Raw genomic sequence first — 15,199 nt, 5'->3', positions numbered from 1 at the left:
TGTCGAATCGGTAATCTGTCGCTAAGGTTGCTGACAGCCGGCGACTCCTAATCTGCTGCCATTCAACTCACGGACTTGAATCGGCATGCACTCCACAACCTCCAGACGCACATTCGTCAAAGGCCTGGCCGCAGGCGGCCTGCTGGGTGGGCTCGGGCTTTGGCGCCCACCTGTGTGGGCACTGACCAGCCCCGGCCAGCCCACGGTGCTCGCCGGCAGCGAATTTGACCTGTTTATTGACCAGACTCCCGTCAACCTGACCGGCCGTGCGCGCACCGCGTTGACCGTCAACGGCAGCCTGCCCGGCCCGCTGTTACGCTGGCGCGAAGGCGACACCGTGACCCTGCGCGTGAAAAACCGTCTTGGCGAGCCCACCTCGATCCACTGGCACGGCATCCTGTTGCCATCGACCATGGACGGCGTGCCCGGCCTGAGCTTCAAGGGCATCGAACCGGGCGGCCTTTACGTTTACCAATTCAAGGTCAAGCAGCACGGCACCTACTGGTACCACAGCCATTCCGGGCTTCAGGAGCAGCAGGGCGTGTACGGCCCGCTGGTTATCGATCCCAAGGAACCCGAGCCTTATAGCTACCAGCGCGATTACGTGGTGATGCTGTCGGACTGGACCGACGAAGACCCCATCGCCCTGATGAAGACCCTCAAGAAGCAGTCTGATTACTACAACCTGCACAAACCCACCCTGGGCGATTTTATCCGGGATGTGGGCAAGCAGGGCTGGTCGGCCACGGCTGCCGACCGGCTGATGTGGGCGCAAATGAAGATGAGCCCCACCGACCTTGCGGACGTCAGCGGTGAGACCTACACCTACTTGCTCAACGGCCAGACGCCTGGGCAGAACTGGGCCGGAGTGTTCAAGACGGGGGAAACGATTCGCCTGCGTTTTATCAATGGTTCGGCGATGACCTATTTTGATGTGCGCATTCCAGGGTTGAAGATGACCGTCATCGCCGCGGATGGCCAGCCGGTAAAGCCGGTAAGCGTCGACGAGTTCCGTATCGCCGTGGCGGAAACCTACGATGTGCTGGTCGAGCCTGTGGCAGAGGCCTACACCCTGTTTGCCCAGTCCATGGACCGCACAGGCTATGCCCGTGGCACCCTCGCCCGGCAGATGGGTGCGACCGCCTCAGTACCGCCGCTTGATCCGCGCCCGTGGCTGACGATGGATGACATGGGCATGGGCGGCATGGACCACGGTGCCATGGCCGATATGCCGGGCATGGAAGGCATGGATCACAGCGCCATGGGCGCGATGGCGATGCAGAAACACCCCGCCAGCGAGCAGAACAACCCGCTGGTAGACATGCAGGCGATGAACCCGATGCCCAAGCTGGACGACCCTGGAATCGGCCTGCGCAACAATGGCCGCCGGGTGCTCACCTATGCCGACCTGCGCAGTACCTTTGAAGACCCCGATGGCCGCGATCCCTCGCGCACCGTCGAATTGCATCTCACCGGGCATATGGAAAAGTTCGCCTGGTCGTTCAATGGCGTGAAGTTTTCCGATGCCGAGCCTTTGCAACTGACTTATGGCGAGCGTGTGCGGGTGGTGCTGGTCAACGACACCATGATGGCCCACCCGATTCACCTGCATGGCTTATGGAGCGACCTGGAGGACGAAAACGGCCAGTTCCAGGTGCGCAAACATACGGTCGACATGCCACCGGGCTCCCGGCGCAGTTACCGCGTCACCGCTGATGCCTTGGGGCGCTGGGCCTATCACTGCCACCTGCTGTACCACATGGAAATGGGCATGTTCCGCGAGGTGCGCGTGCATGAATAAGGAAGCGAGCATGAACCGTTGCGTCTCGTCCCTGTGCATCGCCTTCGCCACGCTGGGTTTCGCCCCATGGGCGTTGGCGGCCGAGGATGAATTTCAGGGCATGAGCCCGGCGACGCCAGCGCTGACGCAAAGCCGTACGCCGATTCCGGCGCTGACCGACGCAGAGCGCGCAGCGGTGTACAACGCGCCGGGAGGGCATCAGGTGCACGACAGCGGCGTGAACTCGATGCTGCTGGTCAACCAGTTGGAATGGCAGGGCGGCGACGGCAACGCGCAGAGTTGGGACATCAAGGGTTGGGTCGGCGGTGACATCGACCGGCTGTGGCTACGCAGTGAAGGCGAACGCAGCGCCGGCCGCACTGAAAGCGCCGAAGCCCAAGCGTTATGGGGGCACGCTATCGGCCCGTGGTGGGACGTGGTCGGCGGCGTGCGTCAGGACTTCAAGCCCGGTGCCAGCCAGAGCTGGGCGGCCTTTGGCCTACAAGGCATGGCGCTCTACAACTTCGAGGCCGAAGCCACGTTGTTTGTCGGCGAATCGGGGCATACGGCCGCACGCCTTGAGGGTGACTACGACATTCTGCTCACCAATCGCCTGATCCTGCAGCCCACCGCCGAACTCAATTTTTATGCGCAGAACGATCCGCAACGCGGCGTTGGTTCGGGCTTGGCGGAAAGTGACCTGGGCTTGCGTTTGCGCTACGAAGTTCGCCGCGAGTTTGCGCCTTATGTCGGGCTCAGCTGGAACCGCACTTATGGCCAGACTGCGCAATACGCACGGGACGAAGGCGAAGACGTTAACCAACTGCACTGGGTGGTTGGCGTGCGCCTATGGTTCTGACCGCAAGCATCCATCAAGACTGTGCGCTTTTCAGGCATTTGAGCGCCTGGAAGTCGCTGCGGACTTTGTCGATTTTCTGGGTGAGTTTCAGGCGCTGCGCTGGGGAGCTTTGGGCCATCACATCAATGAGCAAGCTGCGCGCGGCGGCTTCGGTCTGTGCATAGGCGGCGCGGTATTGTGGGGTCCACAGGCTTTCGCGATCCACCAGCAGTTGCTGGATTTTCTGCGGGAAATCGGCATTGTGGCGTTGTTGCAGCGCCTCGATAAATTGCGCCTGCCAATGGGCGCGGTTGCCGATCCACGCTTGGTTTTGCGCGCCCAACTCGGCCGACCAGGCCGTGACGCGGTTTTGCTGGCCTGGGCTCAACGGGCCGATCCAGGCGTCCAGGCGCTTGCTCATACGCTCGGCGCGTTCCTTGATTTGTTGAGCCAGTGGTGGCTTGAGGTATTCGTCCTGGCGTTTGCGCAGGTCCTTGGCCAGAGCATCGCTCATGTCCTTGACCTGCTGATCGTCCAGGCCTTGCAGCAATTGCACAGCTGAGGGCGTGATTTCCCGCGCAATCTCGGCAATTGCCTGTTTGGCTTCGACAGTACGGGTTTGCAATGCGGCGTCGGTGACCTGGTTACTGTCGACCATCTGCTGCAGGCGGTCGAGCCAGTCCAGGTAGCCAGGCAATTGCGTGGTGCAGTGCCAGGCCAGGTGCTCCTTGAGGGTGTCGTTGAACCAGCTCTTTTGCCCGGCATTCATGTCCAGGTAATCGTTGAGGGTCCAGGGGATGATCACGTCGAGGTTTCGGTAGGCCAGGCCTACGCGATTGCAGCCGGCGAGCACCAGGCTCAGGGTCAGCAGTACCATCAGGAATTTGAGCCGGCGCAACATGGGCAGGTCCTTGCATGGAGGGCGTTAATGCATGTGAACCTGCGCGGGGTGCGACAGTTCAGCCCATCAATAAAACGACCTCACGGCCTTCAAGGTCAACAGCCCGTCACATTGCGAATTGTGTCCGGAGTAGGCCGAGCAGTCACTGCCGCTGAGGCTGGAGCCGCTGTAGATCAGGTCCAGGTCAATGCCTTTCCAGGCCCGGGAAAACTGTACCGACCAATCGCTGAAACTGCTGATGGCGCCGTTCTCTACCGAGACCGGTGTGCCCAGTTGATGGGTGGTGTACTTCATGCTGACGCCGATGCCGAAAGGCTGGGTGCCGCCCAGGTCTGCAAACAGGGTGCTGTCCTGGCGGTCGGGGTCGTTGCTGAAAGACACGCCAAAGCGATTGCCCAACAGGTTCAGCCCGCCGTAGAACTCTTGGCTGTCGAGGGGGCTGAGCTTGGGGTAGCTGTAGTGGATCAAGCCGACTTCATAGCCCAGGGTCTGGTCGAACGGACGCTTGAAGCCCATGTAGGAGTCGACTTCAAGGTTATTGGCCGACGACAGGCCCATGTTCGGGGAAAACTGGCCGAAATACAGGCCGCTGTCGTGGGTAAGGTCCAGGCCTCCGTGGAACGAGTCGCTGCCAGGGGCGGTCGGCTTGACCAGGCCCTGGGCCATGGTGCGGCTGGGGGTTGTACCTAATTTCAGGTCGAAGTCACCCAATTCGCGCTGGAAGATATGCGCTTCGGCCAAAGGGCTGGCGACCAGGATGCTGACCACGAAAATACAGCGTTTAAGCATGCTTCACTCCATGAAAAGCGAGGAGCAGTAACGGAAAGATTCAGGCAGATGCCCGTGCTAGACGTGTGCAAGGATACCGGCGAATGCCAGGCATTGAGGCCCGTTCGTCGATTAGCTGCGTATTGAGGGTGTCGGGAGGGGGTGGCAACTCTAGTCCTAGCGCCTCGAAGGCAAGACGCTTAGGGACCAGATGCAGTGCGCGGGTATGACTATTACTTCTTGCCCAGGCTGATCTGCTTGGACGGGCCGAAAGTCTGGCCGCTCACGCCCTTGGCAATTTGCTGGATTTCGCCGCCGGACTTGAGGAACGCAGCAATCTGGCTATTGATCGATTCGCTGGTTTCAACGGCGGGAGCTGGCTTTGCTTTGCTGTTGGATGCTTTTACACGCATGGCGGCCACTAACCTGTAGAAAATTAACTTGGCCAGCTATCGTACAGGAAATACTTGACAATTGCTTGGCAAATATCCCTCGAGAATAAGTGCTCGCGGCTGGAAATAGCCGAAGTTCAGCGCTGAAATAAAGCGCTAACTTACTGTTTTAGCTGGAAACCCAAGGCTTGTGGACACGCTGATGGCCTGCTCAAAGTGAACCGAACGATCAGACGAGTGGGGCGATGCCACTGGAACGCCATGCCAGCCCGCGATTTTTCAGGCGTGTGCGCGTGCAGGGCACAACTCGGGTAGAATGCCGCCCACGCAATGAGGGTATTGGAAATGGCTTTAGTCGGGCGCTACAACAGCTTGCAAGTGGTCAAGCACACTAACTTTGGTTTGTACCTCGATGGTGCGCAAGATGGGGAAATCCTCTTGCCTAATCGGTATATCCCTAAAGATATTCCCAGTGAAGATGAAGACTGGCTCAACGTTTTCATTTATCTGGACAGCGATGACAAACTTATCGCCACCACCGAAAAGCCCAAAGTTCAAGTCGGTGAATTCGCCAGTTTGAAAGTTGTGGAAGTCAACAGCATTGGCGTCTTCCTTGATTGGGGTTTGCCCAAGGATCTGCTGCTGCCTTATTCGGAAGAAAAACGCCAGATGACCGCGGGTGAATATTGCGTGGTGCACGTCTACCTCGACAAGCACACCAAGCGCATCACCGCCACCGCTCGCCTTGACCGTTACCTGGACAAGACGCCGGCGAACTATCAGGTGGGCCAGGAAGTCGACCTGCTGGTGGCCGAAGCCACTGACATGGGCTTCAAGGCGATCATCAACAACAAGCACTGGGGCTTGATCCACAAGAACGAAGTGTTCAAGTTCCTGCGCCCGGGCAAGGAAGAGAAGGGCTTTATCAAAGAGATCCGCGCCGATGGCAACATCAGCCTGAGCCTGCAGCCGGTGGGCCAGGAAGCGGCCTCCAGCCTGAACTCGAAGATCCTCGCCAAGTTGCGCGACAACAATGGCAGCCTGCCGGTCAGCGACAAAAGCGACCCGGCGGTGATCAGTAACTTGTTCGGCGTGAGCAAGGGCAACTTCAAGAAGGCCATTGGTGCGCTCTACAAGCAGGGCCAGATCGTGATTCATGCGGATCGCATTGAACTAAGCTGAGTACGCTTCGCTCTCCTGTAGGAGCGAGCTTGTTGTGGCGAGGGAGCTTGCTCCCGCTCGACTGCGTAGCAGTCGCAAGCTTTTTTGGGGGCGCTTCGCACCCCAACGCAAGCAAGCTTGCTCGCCACAACAAGCTTGCCTTCACAGTAGGGCTTGCTCATGTCCAGAAAGTCGTTGTATGCCTACCTCGGTACCTTGCTTGCCTTCCTGGTCCTCGACGGCCTTTGGCTCGGCGTGCTCATGGGGCCCACCTACAAATCCCTGCTTGGCGCGCTGATGCTTGATCAGCCACGCCTGTTGCCTGCGGTATTGTTCTATCTCCTGTACGTCCTTGGCTGCGTAGTGTTGGTGGTCGTGCCCAGCGCCAGTTGGCAGCGCGCTGCGCGTTTGGGCGCCTTGCTTGGGCTGGTGGCCTACGGCACCTATGACCTGAGCAACTGGGCCACGCTTCAAGGCTGGTCCGCTGGGTTGGCGCTGATGGACATGGCGTGGGGCACGTGTCTAACCGCCATTTGCTGCACTGTTGGCCACTTGTGTGCAAATCGGCTGGGGCGGTAGAGGGCGGTTGATCAGTACTGAACCGGCTAATAACAACCCGGTACCGGCAACGACCAACGCCGGTTGCAGGCCGCCACTGAGATGGCTGCTGACCGATGCCAACAGGGGGCCGCTCAATTGGCCGACGGCGAAGCTGGCGGTCAGCAACCCCGTGCTGCGTTGGTAGCCATGGGGCGCGACCTCCCTTAATCGCGCCATCACCAACTGCATGCAGGCCAGAAATGGCGCACCGCACAGCAAAACGCCCAACGCCAAGCCCCAGCCATTGCCGAACAGGCAGGCGAACACCCCTGCCGCTTGCAGCCATAAAGTCGCCATCAGCCAGCGACGGGTGGTGTTCGGGTGCTTGCGGCGCAGGCTGGCTACCCCCACTCCCAGCGCGGCCGCCAGGCCAAAGCAGGGCCAGAACAGATCGGCCTGCCAGGCCCCGTTGAATTGAGCGCTGGCCATCTGCGACAGAAAAGTCGCCGGGATGATGTAGCCCAGGCCGTACAGGAAATAAATCCAGCACAGGTGCGCGATGCTGCCGTTGCTCCCCGCGCTGGAGACCTGGGTAACAGTGACGGTCGGCTTGGGTAAAAACGGCAGGATCGCCAGCAGCATCACCAGCGCCACCGTCCCGTAGATCAACCACAGCGCGGCAGAGCTTTGCCCTAATAGGTTCGACACCAGCGCCAGCAGCCCCGTCAGCACAATCCCCAACCCCGGCCCGGCAAACACCAGCGCACCCAGGCGCGGGCGGCCGGCGGCAATCGCCAGTGGCTGGCTCAGGCTGGTAATCATCACCAGGGCCCAGGCACTGGCGACCCCGGTGCCAAAGCGCAGCAACAAGTGCGGCCAGAACCCGTTAGCCCAGTAGGACGCCAGGGTCAGCAATACGCACAGCCACAAGCCGCCGTAGAGGCGCCCGCGCACATGCTGATGGCTACGGGCAAAGATCGAGTCCACCGCGCCGACGAAATAACCCAGGTAATTGGCGGCAGCGAGCAGGCCAGCGCCGGTCAGGTCGATCTGGCCTTCACTGAGCAAATGCGGCATTTGCGGAGTCAGGGCGAAGCGGCCAATGCCCATGGCCATCATCAGGGCGACGGAGCTGGCGAGTAAACGAATCAGCGGGGACATGTTCAGGTTTCCTGCAAAGAAGCGAATGCCTTGCAGGCTAAGATGGATTGACTTTCTGTAAAATTGAATAATAGTGAGTAACTTGTTCAGTTTTGGAGAAAGTAATGGAGTTCAGTCAATTGCGCATTTTCCAGGCTGTGGCGGAAGAGGGCTCCATTACCCGTGCCGCCGAGCGCCTGCACCGCGTGCCGTCCAACCTGTCGACCCGGCTTAAACAAATGGAAGAGCAATTGGGTGTCGACCTGTTCGTGCGCGAGCGCCAGCGTTTGCAGCTTTCTCCGGCGGGCAAGGTACTGCTGGACTACAGCACTCGCCTGCTGGCGCTGCATGATGAAGCACACGGCGCCGTACAAGGCGGGCAACCGGCCGGTGATTTCGTATTGGGCAGCATGTACAGCACCGCCGCGGTTCATTTGCCGAAGCTGCTGGCGCGCTATCACAAGACTTACTCCATGGTGAACCTTCAGGTGCAGTCGGCACCCAGTGGGGAGTTGCTGGAAGGGCTGATTACCGGGCGCCTGGATGCAGCCTTCGTCGACGGCCCGCTGACCATCGCCACCCTGGATGGCGTACCGCTGTGCGAAGAGCGCCTGGTGCTGATTTGCGAGGCCGATCATCCGCCGGTGCGTGGCCCCCAGGATGTGGCGGGCCGTGCAGTGTTCACGTTCCGGCGCAGTTGCGCCTACCGCACGCGCCTGGAAACCTGGTTTTCCCATGAGCGTGTGGCGATGGGGCGGGCGATCGAGATCGAGTCCTACCAAGGCATGCTCGCCTGCGTGATCGCAGGTTCCGGCGTGGCGTTGATGTCTGAGTCCATGCTCGCAAGCCTGCCCGGCAAGGACAGCGTGTCCGTTCATCCGCTGACTGGGCCTTTTGCCACTGCGACCACCTGGCTGATGTGGCGAAAGGGCATGCTCGGCGCTAACCTCAATGCATGGATCGACCTGCAGCAAGACGGCAACCCGCGATGCGTGCAAGACACACGTGCCATTGCTTGAACGATCCGTCAGGATTCGGATCAATTCAGTAATAGTTCGTTGTGGTTTCCTTCAAGCATTACCTAGGACTTAGGGCTACTATCACTGTAGGAAACGGCGACAGTACTCACGCCGGCCAGCACTACCCTCAAAGGGGGCAATCATGAAAGAGAAAATCCAAAACTGGCTCCACGACCTCGGCGTTGCATTGGGCTTGATCGAGCCTCCGCTGCAACCGGTGCCGATTCGCACGGATGACGAGCAACGTCGGCCACGTCGCCGCTAATCACGCGGTCTAAAAAATGTGGGAGCGGGCTTGCTCGCGAATAGGGTGTATCAGCCAAAATAAGGTTGAATGACACACCGCTTTCGCGAGCAAGCCCGCTCCCACAGTTGTTTTGCACCAGGCGAAAAAAACGGGCGCGACCTCCGACGTCGCGCCCGCTGAAAAAAATATCCCCGCCCTTGTTATAGCTCAAACCACCGCAGCCGCCACCTTGGCCGGCCGACGCGACAGCAAACTCACCAGTACAAAGCTCACCAGCGCCACCGCCAGGCTGTAGTAGATCGGCGTATTTGCATCCAACCCATCCTTGAACATAAATACCAGCGCGGTCATAAAGCCCAGGCTCATGGACGTGATTGCGCCCGAGGTGGTCGCGCGCTTCCAGAAGATCGCGCCGATCAAGGGCACCAACATACCGCCCACCAACAGGTTATAGGCCAGGGTCAGGGCGCTGATCACATCGTTCACCACCAATGCGATACCCAGCACGGCAACGCCGGTCAACAGGGTGAACAGGCGGTTGATGCGCAGGCTCGACGCCTTGCCGCCGCGCAGGCGGGGCAGCAGGTCTTCGGTCAATACGGTGGAGGCGGCGAGCAGGCCGGCGCTGGCGGTGGACATCATGGCGGCCAGCGCGGCGGCGATGACCAGGCCGCGAATGCCGTCCGGCAGCGAAGCTTTGACGATCGCGGCGAAGGCATTGTTGACGTTGTCTAGGTCCGGGATCAGCACATGGGCAGCCATGCCGATCAGCGCACAGGCCAGGCCGTACAGGATGCAATAGAAGCCGGCGAAAGTGCCTGCGTACTGGGCGACCTTTTCGTCACGGGCGGTGAAGACCCGTTGCCAGATATCCTGGCCGATCAGGATGCCGAAGAAGTAGATCATGAAGTAGGTGATGATCGTGTCCCAGCCGATCGCGGTGAAGCTGAAGTTTGACGCTGGTAGCTTGGCCACCAGTTCATCCCAGCCGCCGACGCGGTACAGGCAGATCGGCAACAGGATGAACATCAGGCCGACGGTCTTGATCACGAATTGCACAATATCGGTGAGGGTCAGCGACCACATGCCACCGATGGTCGAATACACCACCACCACGCCGCCGCCCACCAGTACCGACATCCAGAACGGCAGGTCGAACAGCACTTGCAGCACGGTGCCGATGGCCAGGATCGAGGTCACGCCGATCATCAGGGCGTAGGCCAGCATGATCACCGCGCTGGCCTGGCGGGCCATGGGGTTGTAGCGTTTTTCCAGGACCTGGGTGACGGTGAAGATTTTCAGCTTCAACAGGGGCTTGGCCAGGAACAGGTTCAGGGCAATGATGCCCGCGCCGAGCGCGGCGCACAGCCAGAAACCCGAAATACCATGCACATATCCCAGGCGCACGGTGCCGACGGTGGAGGCACCGCCCAGCACCGTGGCGGCCATGGTGCCCATGTACAGCGATGGGCCGAGGTTGCGGCCGGCGACCAGGTAGTCTTCGTGGGTCTTGGCGCGACGCATGCCGTAGTAGCCGAGCACCAGCATGCCGGCGGCGTAGATGAGTACGACGAATAAATCCAAAGCCATGACGGCGGTTCTCCGATTATATTTTTTATGGGCGATCAGGCGGCAGCTGGCTCGGTAAATACGCGAGCGAAAGTCAGGTACATCGTTGTCGGGGATCTGTGCGACCCCCCTTGGTTATGAGTGTGAAGACGCGGTTTTTATTGTTCTCAGCGCGTTCGCCTCATCAGCGATGCGCGACGCCAGGCAGTACGCAGAGCATCTCGTACAGCAAGTTGGCGCCCAGCAACGAGGTATTGCCGGTGGTGTCGTAAGGCGGCGAAACTTCTACCAGGTCGCAACCAATCAGATCGAGGCCCTGGCAGCCACGGATGATTTCGATGGCCTGGATGGTGGTCAGCCCGCCGATTTCCGGGGTGCCGGTGCCGGGTGCCCAGGCGGGGTCGATGCCGTCGATGTCGAAGCTCAGGTACACCGGGCCGCCGCCGACTTTTTCTCGCACTTCGGCCATCAGCGGCGCGAGGGAGTGATGCCAGCATTCTTCGGCCTGGACCACGCGGAAGCCTTGCTTGCGGCTCCAGTTGAAGTCTTCGGCGGTATAGCCCTGGGCGCGCAGGCCGATCTGCACCACGCGGTCGCAATCGAGCAAGCCTTCTTCCACGGCGCGGCGGAAGGTGGTGCCGTGGGCAATTTTCTCGCCGAACATATGGTCGTTGACGTCGGCGTGGGCATCGATGTGCACCAGCCCGACCTTGCCATGTTTTTTGTGGATCGCCCGCAGGATCGGCAGGGTGATGGTGTGGTCGCCACCCAGGGTCAGGGGGATGGCGTCGTGCTCGAGGATCTCGTCGTAGGCCTCTTCGATGATCCGCACCGCGTCGAGCAGGTTAAAGGTATTGATCGCCACGTCGCCGATATCGGCCACCGACAGTGAGTCGAACGGTGCGGCGCCGGTGGCCATGTTGTAGGGACGGATCATCACCGACTCGGCGCGGATTTCCCGTGGGCCGAAGCGCGTACCGGCGCGCAGCGAGGTGCCGATATCCAGCGGCACGCCGACGAAGGCGGCATCCAGGCCCTTGGCGGTTTGCAGGTGGGGAAGACGCATCATGGTGGCGATGCCGGCGAAGCGCGGCATTTCGTTGCCGCCCAGTGGTTGGTGGAAAATCTTGTCCACGGGATTGCCTCATCGTTGTTTTGTTTATTGATGGCCGATTCTGCGAAAAGCCTGGCTTAGGAAGAATCGGCAGAGGCAAATACTTAGTTCAGATTTTTCTAAACTAAAGCCTGAGTTAAACTCCCTGATCCCTGTAGGAGCGAGCTTGCTCGCGAAAAACGTCAACGATGATGCGCAGCCCCAGAATGTACGCGGCGTCCTCAGGTTTTTCGCGAGCAAGCTCGCTCCTACAGTTGATCGTTCCCACGCTCTGCGTGGGGATGCATCCTGTGATGCTCTGCGTCACGCTTCATTGGAGCCCCCATGGCCAACGCCTTGCCCGACCTGAAACTCCTGCGCATCTTCGTCAGCGTCGTGCGCCACCAAGGGTTTGCCAACGCCCAGCACGAGCTCAACCTGTCGACGTCGGCCATCAGCACCTACATGAGCCAACTCGAGTCAGCCTTGGGCCTGGTGCTGTGCCATCGTGGCCGTGGCGGCTTCAGCCTGACCAGCAAGGGTGAGCTGTTTCATCAGGAAACCCTGCGCCTGTTGGGCGAACTCGAAGGTTTCGAGCAATACGCCGCTGCGTTGAAAGGCGAATTGCGCGGCACCCTCAAGCTCGGAGTGCTCGACTCCACCGTCAGCGACAAGGCCTTGCCGTTCGCCGAAGTGATTGGCGCATACAGCCTGGAGCACCCGGCAGTGCATTTGCACCTGTCGGTGATGAGCCCCTACGAATTGCAACTGGGGGTGCAGGACAACCGCCTGGACCTGGCCATCGGTGCGTTCTCCAACCGCATGAGCGGGCTGGTCTACATGCCGCTGTACCGCGAACAGCACTGGTTGTATTGCAGCAACCGGCACCCATTGTTCAACGAGCGGCGCATCCCGGAACAAGTGATCACCCAGCAACGCATGGTCGGGCGGGGTTACTGGAGCCAGGCGGAGTTGGCGCGCCACGGCTTCAAGCACAGCGCTGCCACGGTGGAAAGTATGGAGGCGCAACTGATTCTGGTGCTGTCGGGCGCTTATATTGGCTACCTGCCCGAACACTACGCCCAGGCCTGGGCTGACAAGGGCGACCTGCGCGTTTTGCTGCCGGCGACCTTCGGCTACCAGGCGCCGTTTTCGCTGATCATGCGCCGTGGCCGCAGCCGCGAGCCACTGATCCAGACCTTCCGCGATTTGCTCAAGACCCAGCTCAACCAGGCCTGAAAACACCATGTCCCGACCCCATTGCCCGCGCTGCCTGCGCCCGACCACGCACTGCCTTTGTGCGCTGATCCCCCACCTTGACAGCCGCACTCGTGTGTTGGTGTTGCAGCACCCGAGCGAGGTCGGCCATGCGCTCAATACTGCACGGTTGGCGGCGTTGGGCCTGAACAACGCGCAGTTGGTGGTGGGGGAGGTGTTTGATGACCTTGCGACGCTATTGAACCCGCCTGGCTATCGGGCACGCCTGTTGTTTCCGGCGGATGACGCCGAGCCGCTGCACGCCTACGCACCTGACGATCAGCCACTGCTGTTGGTGGTTCCCGATGGCACCTGGCGCAAGGCGCGCAAACTGCTGCACCTCAACCCTTTGCTGGCGGCATTGCCCCGGGTGACGTTGGCTGAAGGCAGCGTTTCCCGCTATCGCTTGCGCAAGGCGCCGGGGCCTGGCGCCTTGTCGACGGTCGAAGCGATCACGCAAGCGTTGCAGGTATTGGAAGCGCCGACGTCCTTCGAGCCACTGCTCAAACCCTTTGAAGCGCTGATCGAAGGGCAGATTGCTGCGATGGGCGATGAAGTATTCCAGCGCAACCATGGCGACCCGACATAAACCCGGCTTATGCCTTTAAGCCATAAGCACCACACTTTGCGTGATATGGCCCGCCGGCCTTTCCCGGTATGATGTGCGCCCCGCAGTCTGGATTGCGAATACGCCATGACCTTGCAGTACCCAACAATCGCCGATTGTGTCGGCAACACGCCCCTGGTCCGCTTGCAACGCATGGCGGGTGAAACCAGCAATACCCTGTTGCTCAAACTCGAGGGCAACAACCCGGCCGGCTCGGTCAAAGACCGCCCGGCGCTGTCGATGATCGCCCGCGCCGAGTTGCGTGGGCAGATCCAACCCGGCGACACCCTGATCGAAGCCACCTCGGGTAACACCGGGATCGCCCTCGCCATGGCCGCAGCGATCAAGGGTTACAAGATGGTGCTGATCATGCCCGACAACGGCAGCGCCGAGCGCAAGGCGGCGATGACCGCCTATGGCGCCCAGCTGATCCTGGTGACCCAGGAAGAAGGCATGGAAGGCGCCCGTGATCTTGCCGAGCGCATGGCCGCCGAAGGCCGTGGCGTGGTGCTCGATCAGTTCGCCAATGGCGACAACCCCGAGGCGCACTACACCAGCACCGGCCCGGAGATCTGGCGCCAGACCCAGGGCACCATCACTCACTTCGTCAGCTCCATGGGCACCACCGGTACCATCATGGGCAACTCGCGCTACCTCAAGGAGCAGAACCCGGCGATCCAGATCGTCGGCCTGCAACCGATGGAAGGCGCGGCCATCCCGGGTATTCGTCGTTGGCCCGAAGAGTATTTGCCGAAGATCTACAACGCGACGCGGGTAGACCGCATCATCGACATGGCCCAGCGCGAAGCCGAAGACACCACGCGCCGCCTGGCCCGTGAAGAGGGCATCTTCTGCGGCGTGTCCTCCGGTGGCGCCGTGGCCGGTATGTTGCGCTTGTCCAAAGAAGTGGAAAACGCGGTGATCGTCGCGATCATCTGTGACCGAGGCGACCGTTACCTGTCGACCGGCATTTTCGACGAACCCAACTGATGGCCAAGCACGAGAGAGGCCTGCGCTTCCAACCGACGGGCGGCAGCCGGGCCCCACAGATACCCGTGGGCAAGAAACAGCGCCTGACCATCGAGCGTCTGGCCAATGATGGCCGGGGCATCGTGTTCTTTGAAGGCCGCACCTGGTTTGTGAACGGTGCGTTGGCCGGCGAAGAGGTGGAAGCACGGGTGTTGGGCGCCCATGGCAAAGTGGTCGAGGCGCGCACCGAGCGGGTGTTCCAGGCCAGCGAGTTGCGTCGCCCGGCACCCTGCGCCCATGTTGGCCGCTGCGGCGGTTGCAGCGTGCAGCACCTGCCCCATGAAGAACAACTTGCCCTGAAACAGCGCATGCTTGCCGAGCAATTGTCCCGGGTGGCCGGTGTCGAGCCACAGGAGTGGGCAGCGCCGTTGAGCGGGCCGGAGTTCGGTTATCGGCGCCGCGCCCGTGTGGCCGTACGTTGGGACGCCAAGGCAAAGAAACTCGAAGTGGGTTTTCGCGCCGTGGCCAGTCAGGACATCGTCGCTATCGATGATTGCCCGGTGCTGGTACAGGCCTTGCAACCGATCATGCAGCGTTTGCCAACGATGCTGCGTCGCTTGAGTAAACCGCAGGCGTTGGGGCATGTCGAGTTGTTCAGCGGCTCGTCCATCGCCGTGTTGCTGCGGCATATGGCGCCGTTGTCCGAGGCTGACCTGCAGATCCTCAAGGAATTCTGCACCTTCCATGACGCCCAATTGTGGCTGCACGGGGAAGGGCAGCCGGAGCCCGTCGAGCCGGGTCAGGCCTTGGGCTTCCGTTTGGAGGCGTGGGATCTGGAGCTGGCGTACCGGCCGGGCGACTTTGTGCAGGTCAACGCCGGGGTCAACCAGGCGATGGTCGCCCACGCGCTGCAATGGC

The 15,199-nt window shown here is 60.8% G+C and carries 16 protein-coding genes; 10 read left to right on the top strand and 6 right to left on the bottom strand.

The genetic code is table 11. The features are described from left to right. The first annotated feature begins 85 nt into the window (after positions 1 to 85). Together APH41_RS16945 and APH41_RS16940 are read left to right on the top strand one after the other, a co-directional pair. A complete protein-coding gene (locus APH41_RS16945) occupies positions 86 to 1,801 on the top strand; it encodes a copper resistance system multicopper oxidase (protein ID WP_054920224.1) in 1,716 nt (571 codons plus the stop codon). Positions 1,802 to 1,811: 10 nt separating this feature from the next. Continuing rightward, a complete protein-coding gene (locus APH41_RS16940) occupies positions 1,812 to 2,639 on the top strand; it encodes a copper resistance protein B (protein WP_054920222.1) in 828 nt (275 codons plus the stop codon). A 13-nt stretch (positions 2,640 to 2,652) separates the two neighbouring features. Here the strand turns inward: APH41_RS16940 and APH41_RS16935 are convergent, their stop codons facing one another. From APH41_RS16935 to APH41_RS16925, 3 genes are all read right to left on the bottom strand, one after another. Continuing rightward, positions 2,653 to 3,519 (bottom strand): DUF6279 family lipoprotein, encoded by an 867-nt coding sequence (locus APH41_RS16935; protein ID WP_054920220.1) that lies wholly within the window; start codon positions 3,517 to 3,519, stop codon positions 2,653 to 2,655. Positions 3,520 to 3,585: 66 nt separating this feature from the next. After that, complete coding sequence (locus APH41_RS16930; protein ID WP_054920217.1) at positions 3,586 to 4,308, bottom strand: TorF family putative porin; 723 nt, start codon at positions 4,306 to 4,308, stop codon at positions 3,586 to 3,588. 212 nt (positions 4,309 to 4,520) lie between these two features. Beyond that, positions 4,521 to 4,700, bottom strand: a complete 180-nt coding sequence (locus tag APH41_RS16925; protein ID WP_003193095.1) for a hypothetical protein — start codon at positions 4,698 to 4,700, stop codon at positions 4,521 to 4,523. 324 nt (positions 4,701 to 5,024) lie between these two features. Between APH41_RS16925 and APH41_RS16920 the strand changes: the two genes are divergently transcribed. Then, positions 5,025 to 5,861, top strand: coding sequence for a S1 RNA-binding domain-containing protein (locus tag APH41_RS16920; protein WP_054897831.1), 837 nt, complete (start codon positions 5,025 to 5,027; stop codon positions 5,859 to 5,861). 159 nt (positions 5,862 to 6,020) lie between these two features. Beyond that, the gene (locus APH41_RS28250) at positions 6,021 to 6,419 is read left to right on the top strand and encodes a DUF2177 family protein (RefSeq protein ID WP_082430463.1); all 399 of its coding nucleotides are present in this window, start codon (positions 6,021 to 6,023) and stop codon (positions 6,417 to 6,419) included. Here the strand turns inward: APH41_RS28250 and APH41_RS16910 are convergent. Further along, positions 6,363 to 7,541 (bottom strand): MFS transporter, encoded by a 1,179-nt coding sequence (locus APH41_RS16910; protein WP_054920213.1) that lies wholly within the window; start codon positions 7,539 to 7,541, stop codon positions 6,363 to 6,365. The genes APH41_RS28250 and APH41_RS16910 overlap by 57 nt on opposite strands. Before the next feature lie 104 nt (positions 7,542 to 7,645). Between APH41_RS16910 and APH41_RS16905 the strand changes: the two genes are divergently transcribed. Together APH41_RS16905 and APH41_RS29435 are read left to right on the top strand one after the other, a co-directional pair. Next, on the top strand, positions 7,646 to 8,539 hold the full coding sequence (locus APH41_RS16905) for a LysR family transcriptional regulator (RefSeq protein ID WP_054920210.1): 894 nt from the start codon (positions 7,646 to 7,648) through the stop codon (positions 8,537 to 8,539). Between the two features lie 142 nt (positions 8,540 to 8,681). Then, positions 8,682 to 8,804, top strand: a complete 123-nt coding sequence (locus APH41_RS29435; protein ID WP_003193089.1) for a PA1414 family protein — start codon at positions 8,682 to 8,684, stop codon at positions 8,802 to 8,804. 189 nt (positions 8,805 to 8,993) lie between these two features. Here the strand turns inward: APH41_RS29435 and APH41_RS16900 are convergent, their stop codons facing one another. Together APH41_RS16900 and speB are read right to left on the bottom strand one after the other, a co-directional pair. After that, the gene (locus tag APH41_RS16900) at positions 8,994 to 10,376 is read right to left on the bottom strand and encodes a sodium:solute symporter (RefSeq protein ID WP_054920207.1); all 1,383 of its coding nucleotides are present in this window, start codon (positions 10,374 to 10,376) and stop codon (positions 8,994 to 8,996) included. A 163-nt stretch (positions 10,377 to 10,539) separates the two neighbouring features. After that, positions 10,540 to 11,490: an agmatinase gene (gene speB, locus APH41_RS16895; protein WP_034128315.1), complete on the bottom strand. Its 951-nt coding sequence runs from the start codon at positions 11,488 to 11,490 to the stop codon at positions 10,540 to 10,542. A gap of 303 nt (positions 11,491 to 11,793) precedes the next feature. Between speB and APH41_RS16890 the strand changes: the two genes are divergently transcribed. The 4 genes from APH41_RS16890 to APH41_RS16875 all read left to right on the top strand — a co-directional run. Then, on the top strand, positions 11,794 to 12,687 hold the full coding sequence (locus tag APH41_RS16890; protein ID WP_014719406.1) for a LysR family transcriptional regulator: 894 nt from the start codon (positions 11,794 to 11,796) through the stop codon (positions 12,685 to 12,687). Positions 12,688 to 12,694: 7 nt separating this feature from the next. After that, the gene (locus APH41_RS16885) at positions 12,695 to 13,294 is read left to right on the top strand and encodes a tRNA-uridine aminocarboxypropyltransferase (RefSeq protein ID WP_054920205.1); all 600 of its coding nucleotides are present in this window, start codon (positions 12,695 to 12,697) and stop codon (positions 13,292 to 13,294) included. A 105-nt stretch (positions 13,295 to 13,399) separates the two neighbouring features. Next, on the top strand, positions 13,400 to 14,302 hold the full coding sequence (gene cysM, locus APH41_RS16880; RefSeq protein ID WP_034128318.1) for a cysteine synthase CysM: 903 nt from the start codon (positions 13,400 to 13,402) through the stop codon (positions 14,300 to 14,302). Further along, positions 14,302 to 15,199: TRAM domain-containing protein (locus APH41_RS16875; protein ID WP_054920203.1), on the top strand; the 898-nt coding region annotated here is incomplete at its 3' end. The genes cysM and APH41_RS16875, both read left to right, overlap by 1 nt.

Origin of the sequence: Pseudomonas sp. NBRC 111138, assembly GCF_001320835.1 — a bacterium.
Taxonomy (GTDB): Bacteria; Pseudomonadota; Gammaproteobacteria; order Pseudomonadales; family Pseudomonadaceae; genus Aquipseudomonas; species Aquipseudomonas paracarnis.
The sequence above is the reverse complement of the archived record's forward strand: the minus strand, read 5'-3'. Positions and strand labels throughout refer to the sequence as shown.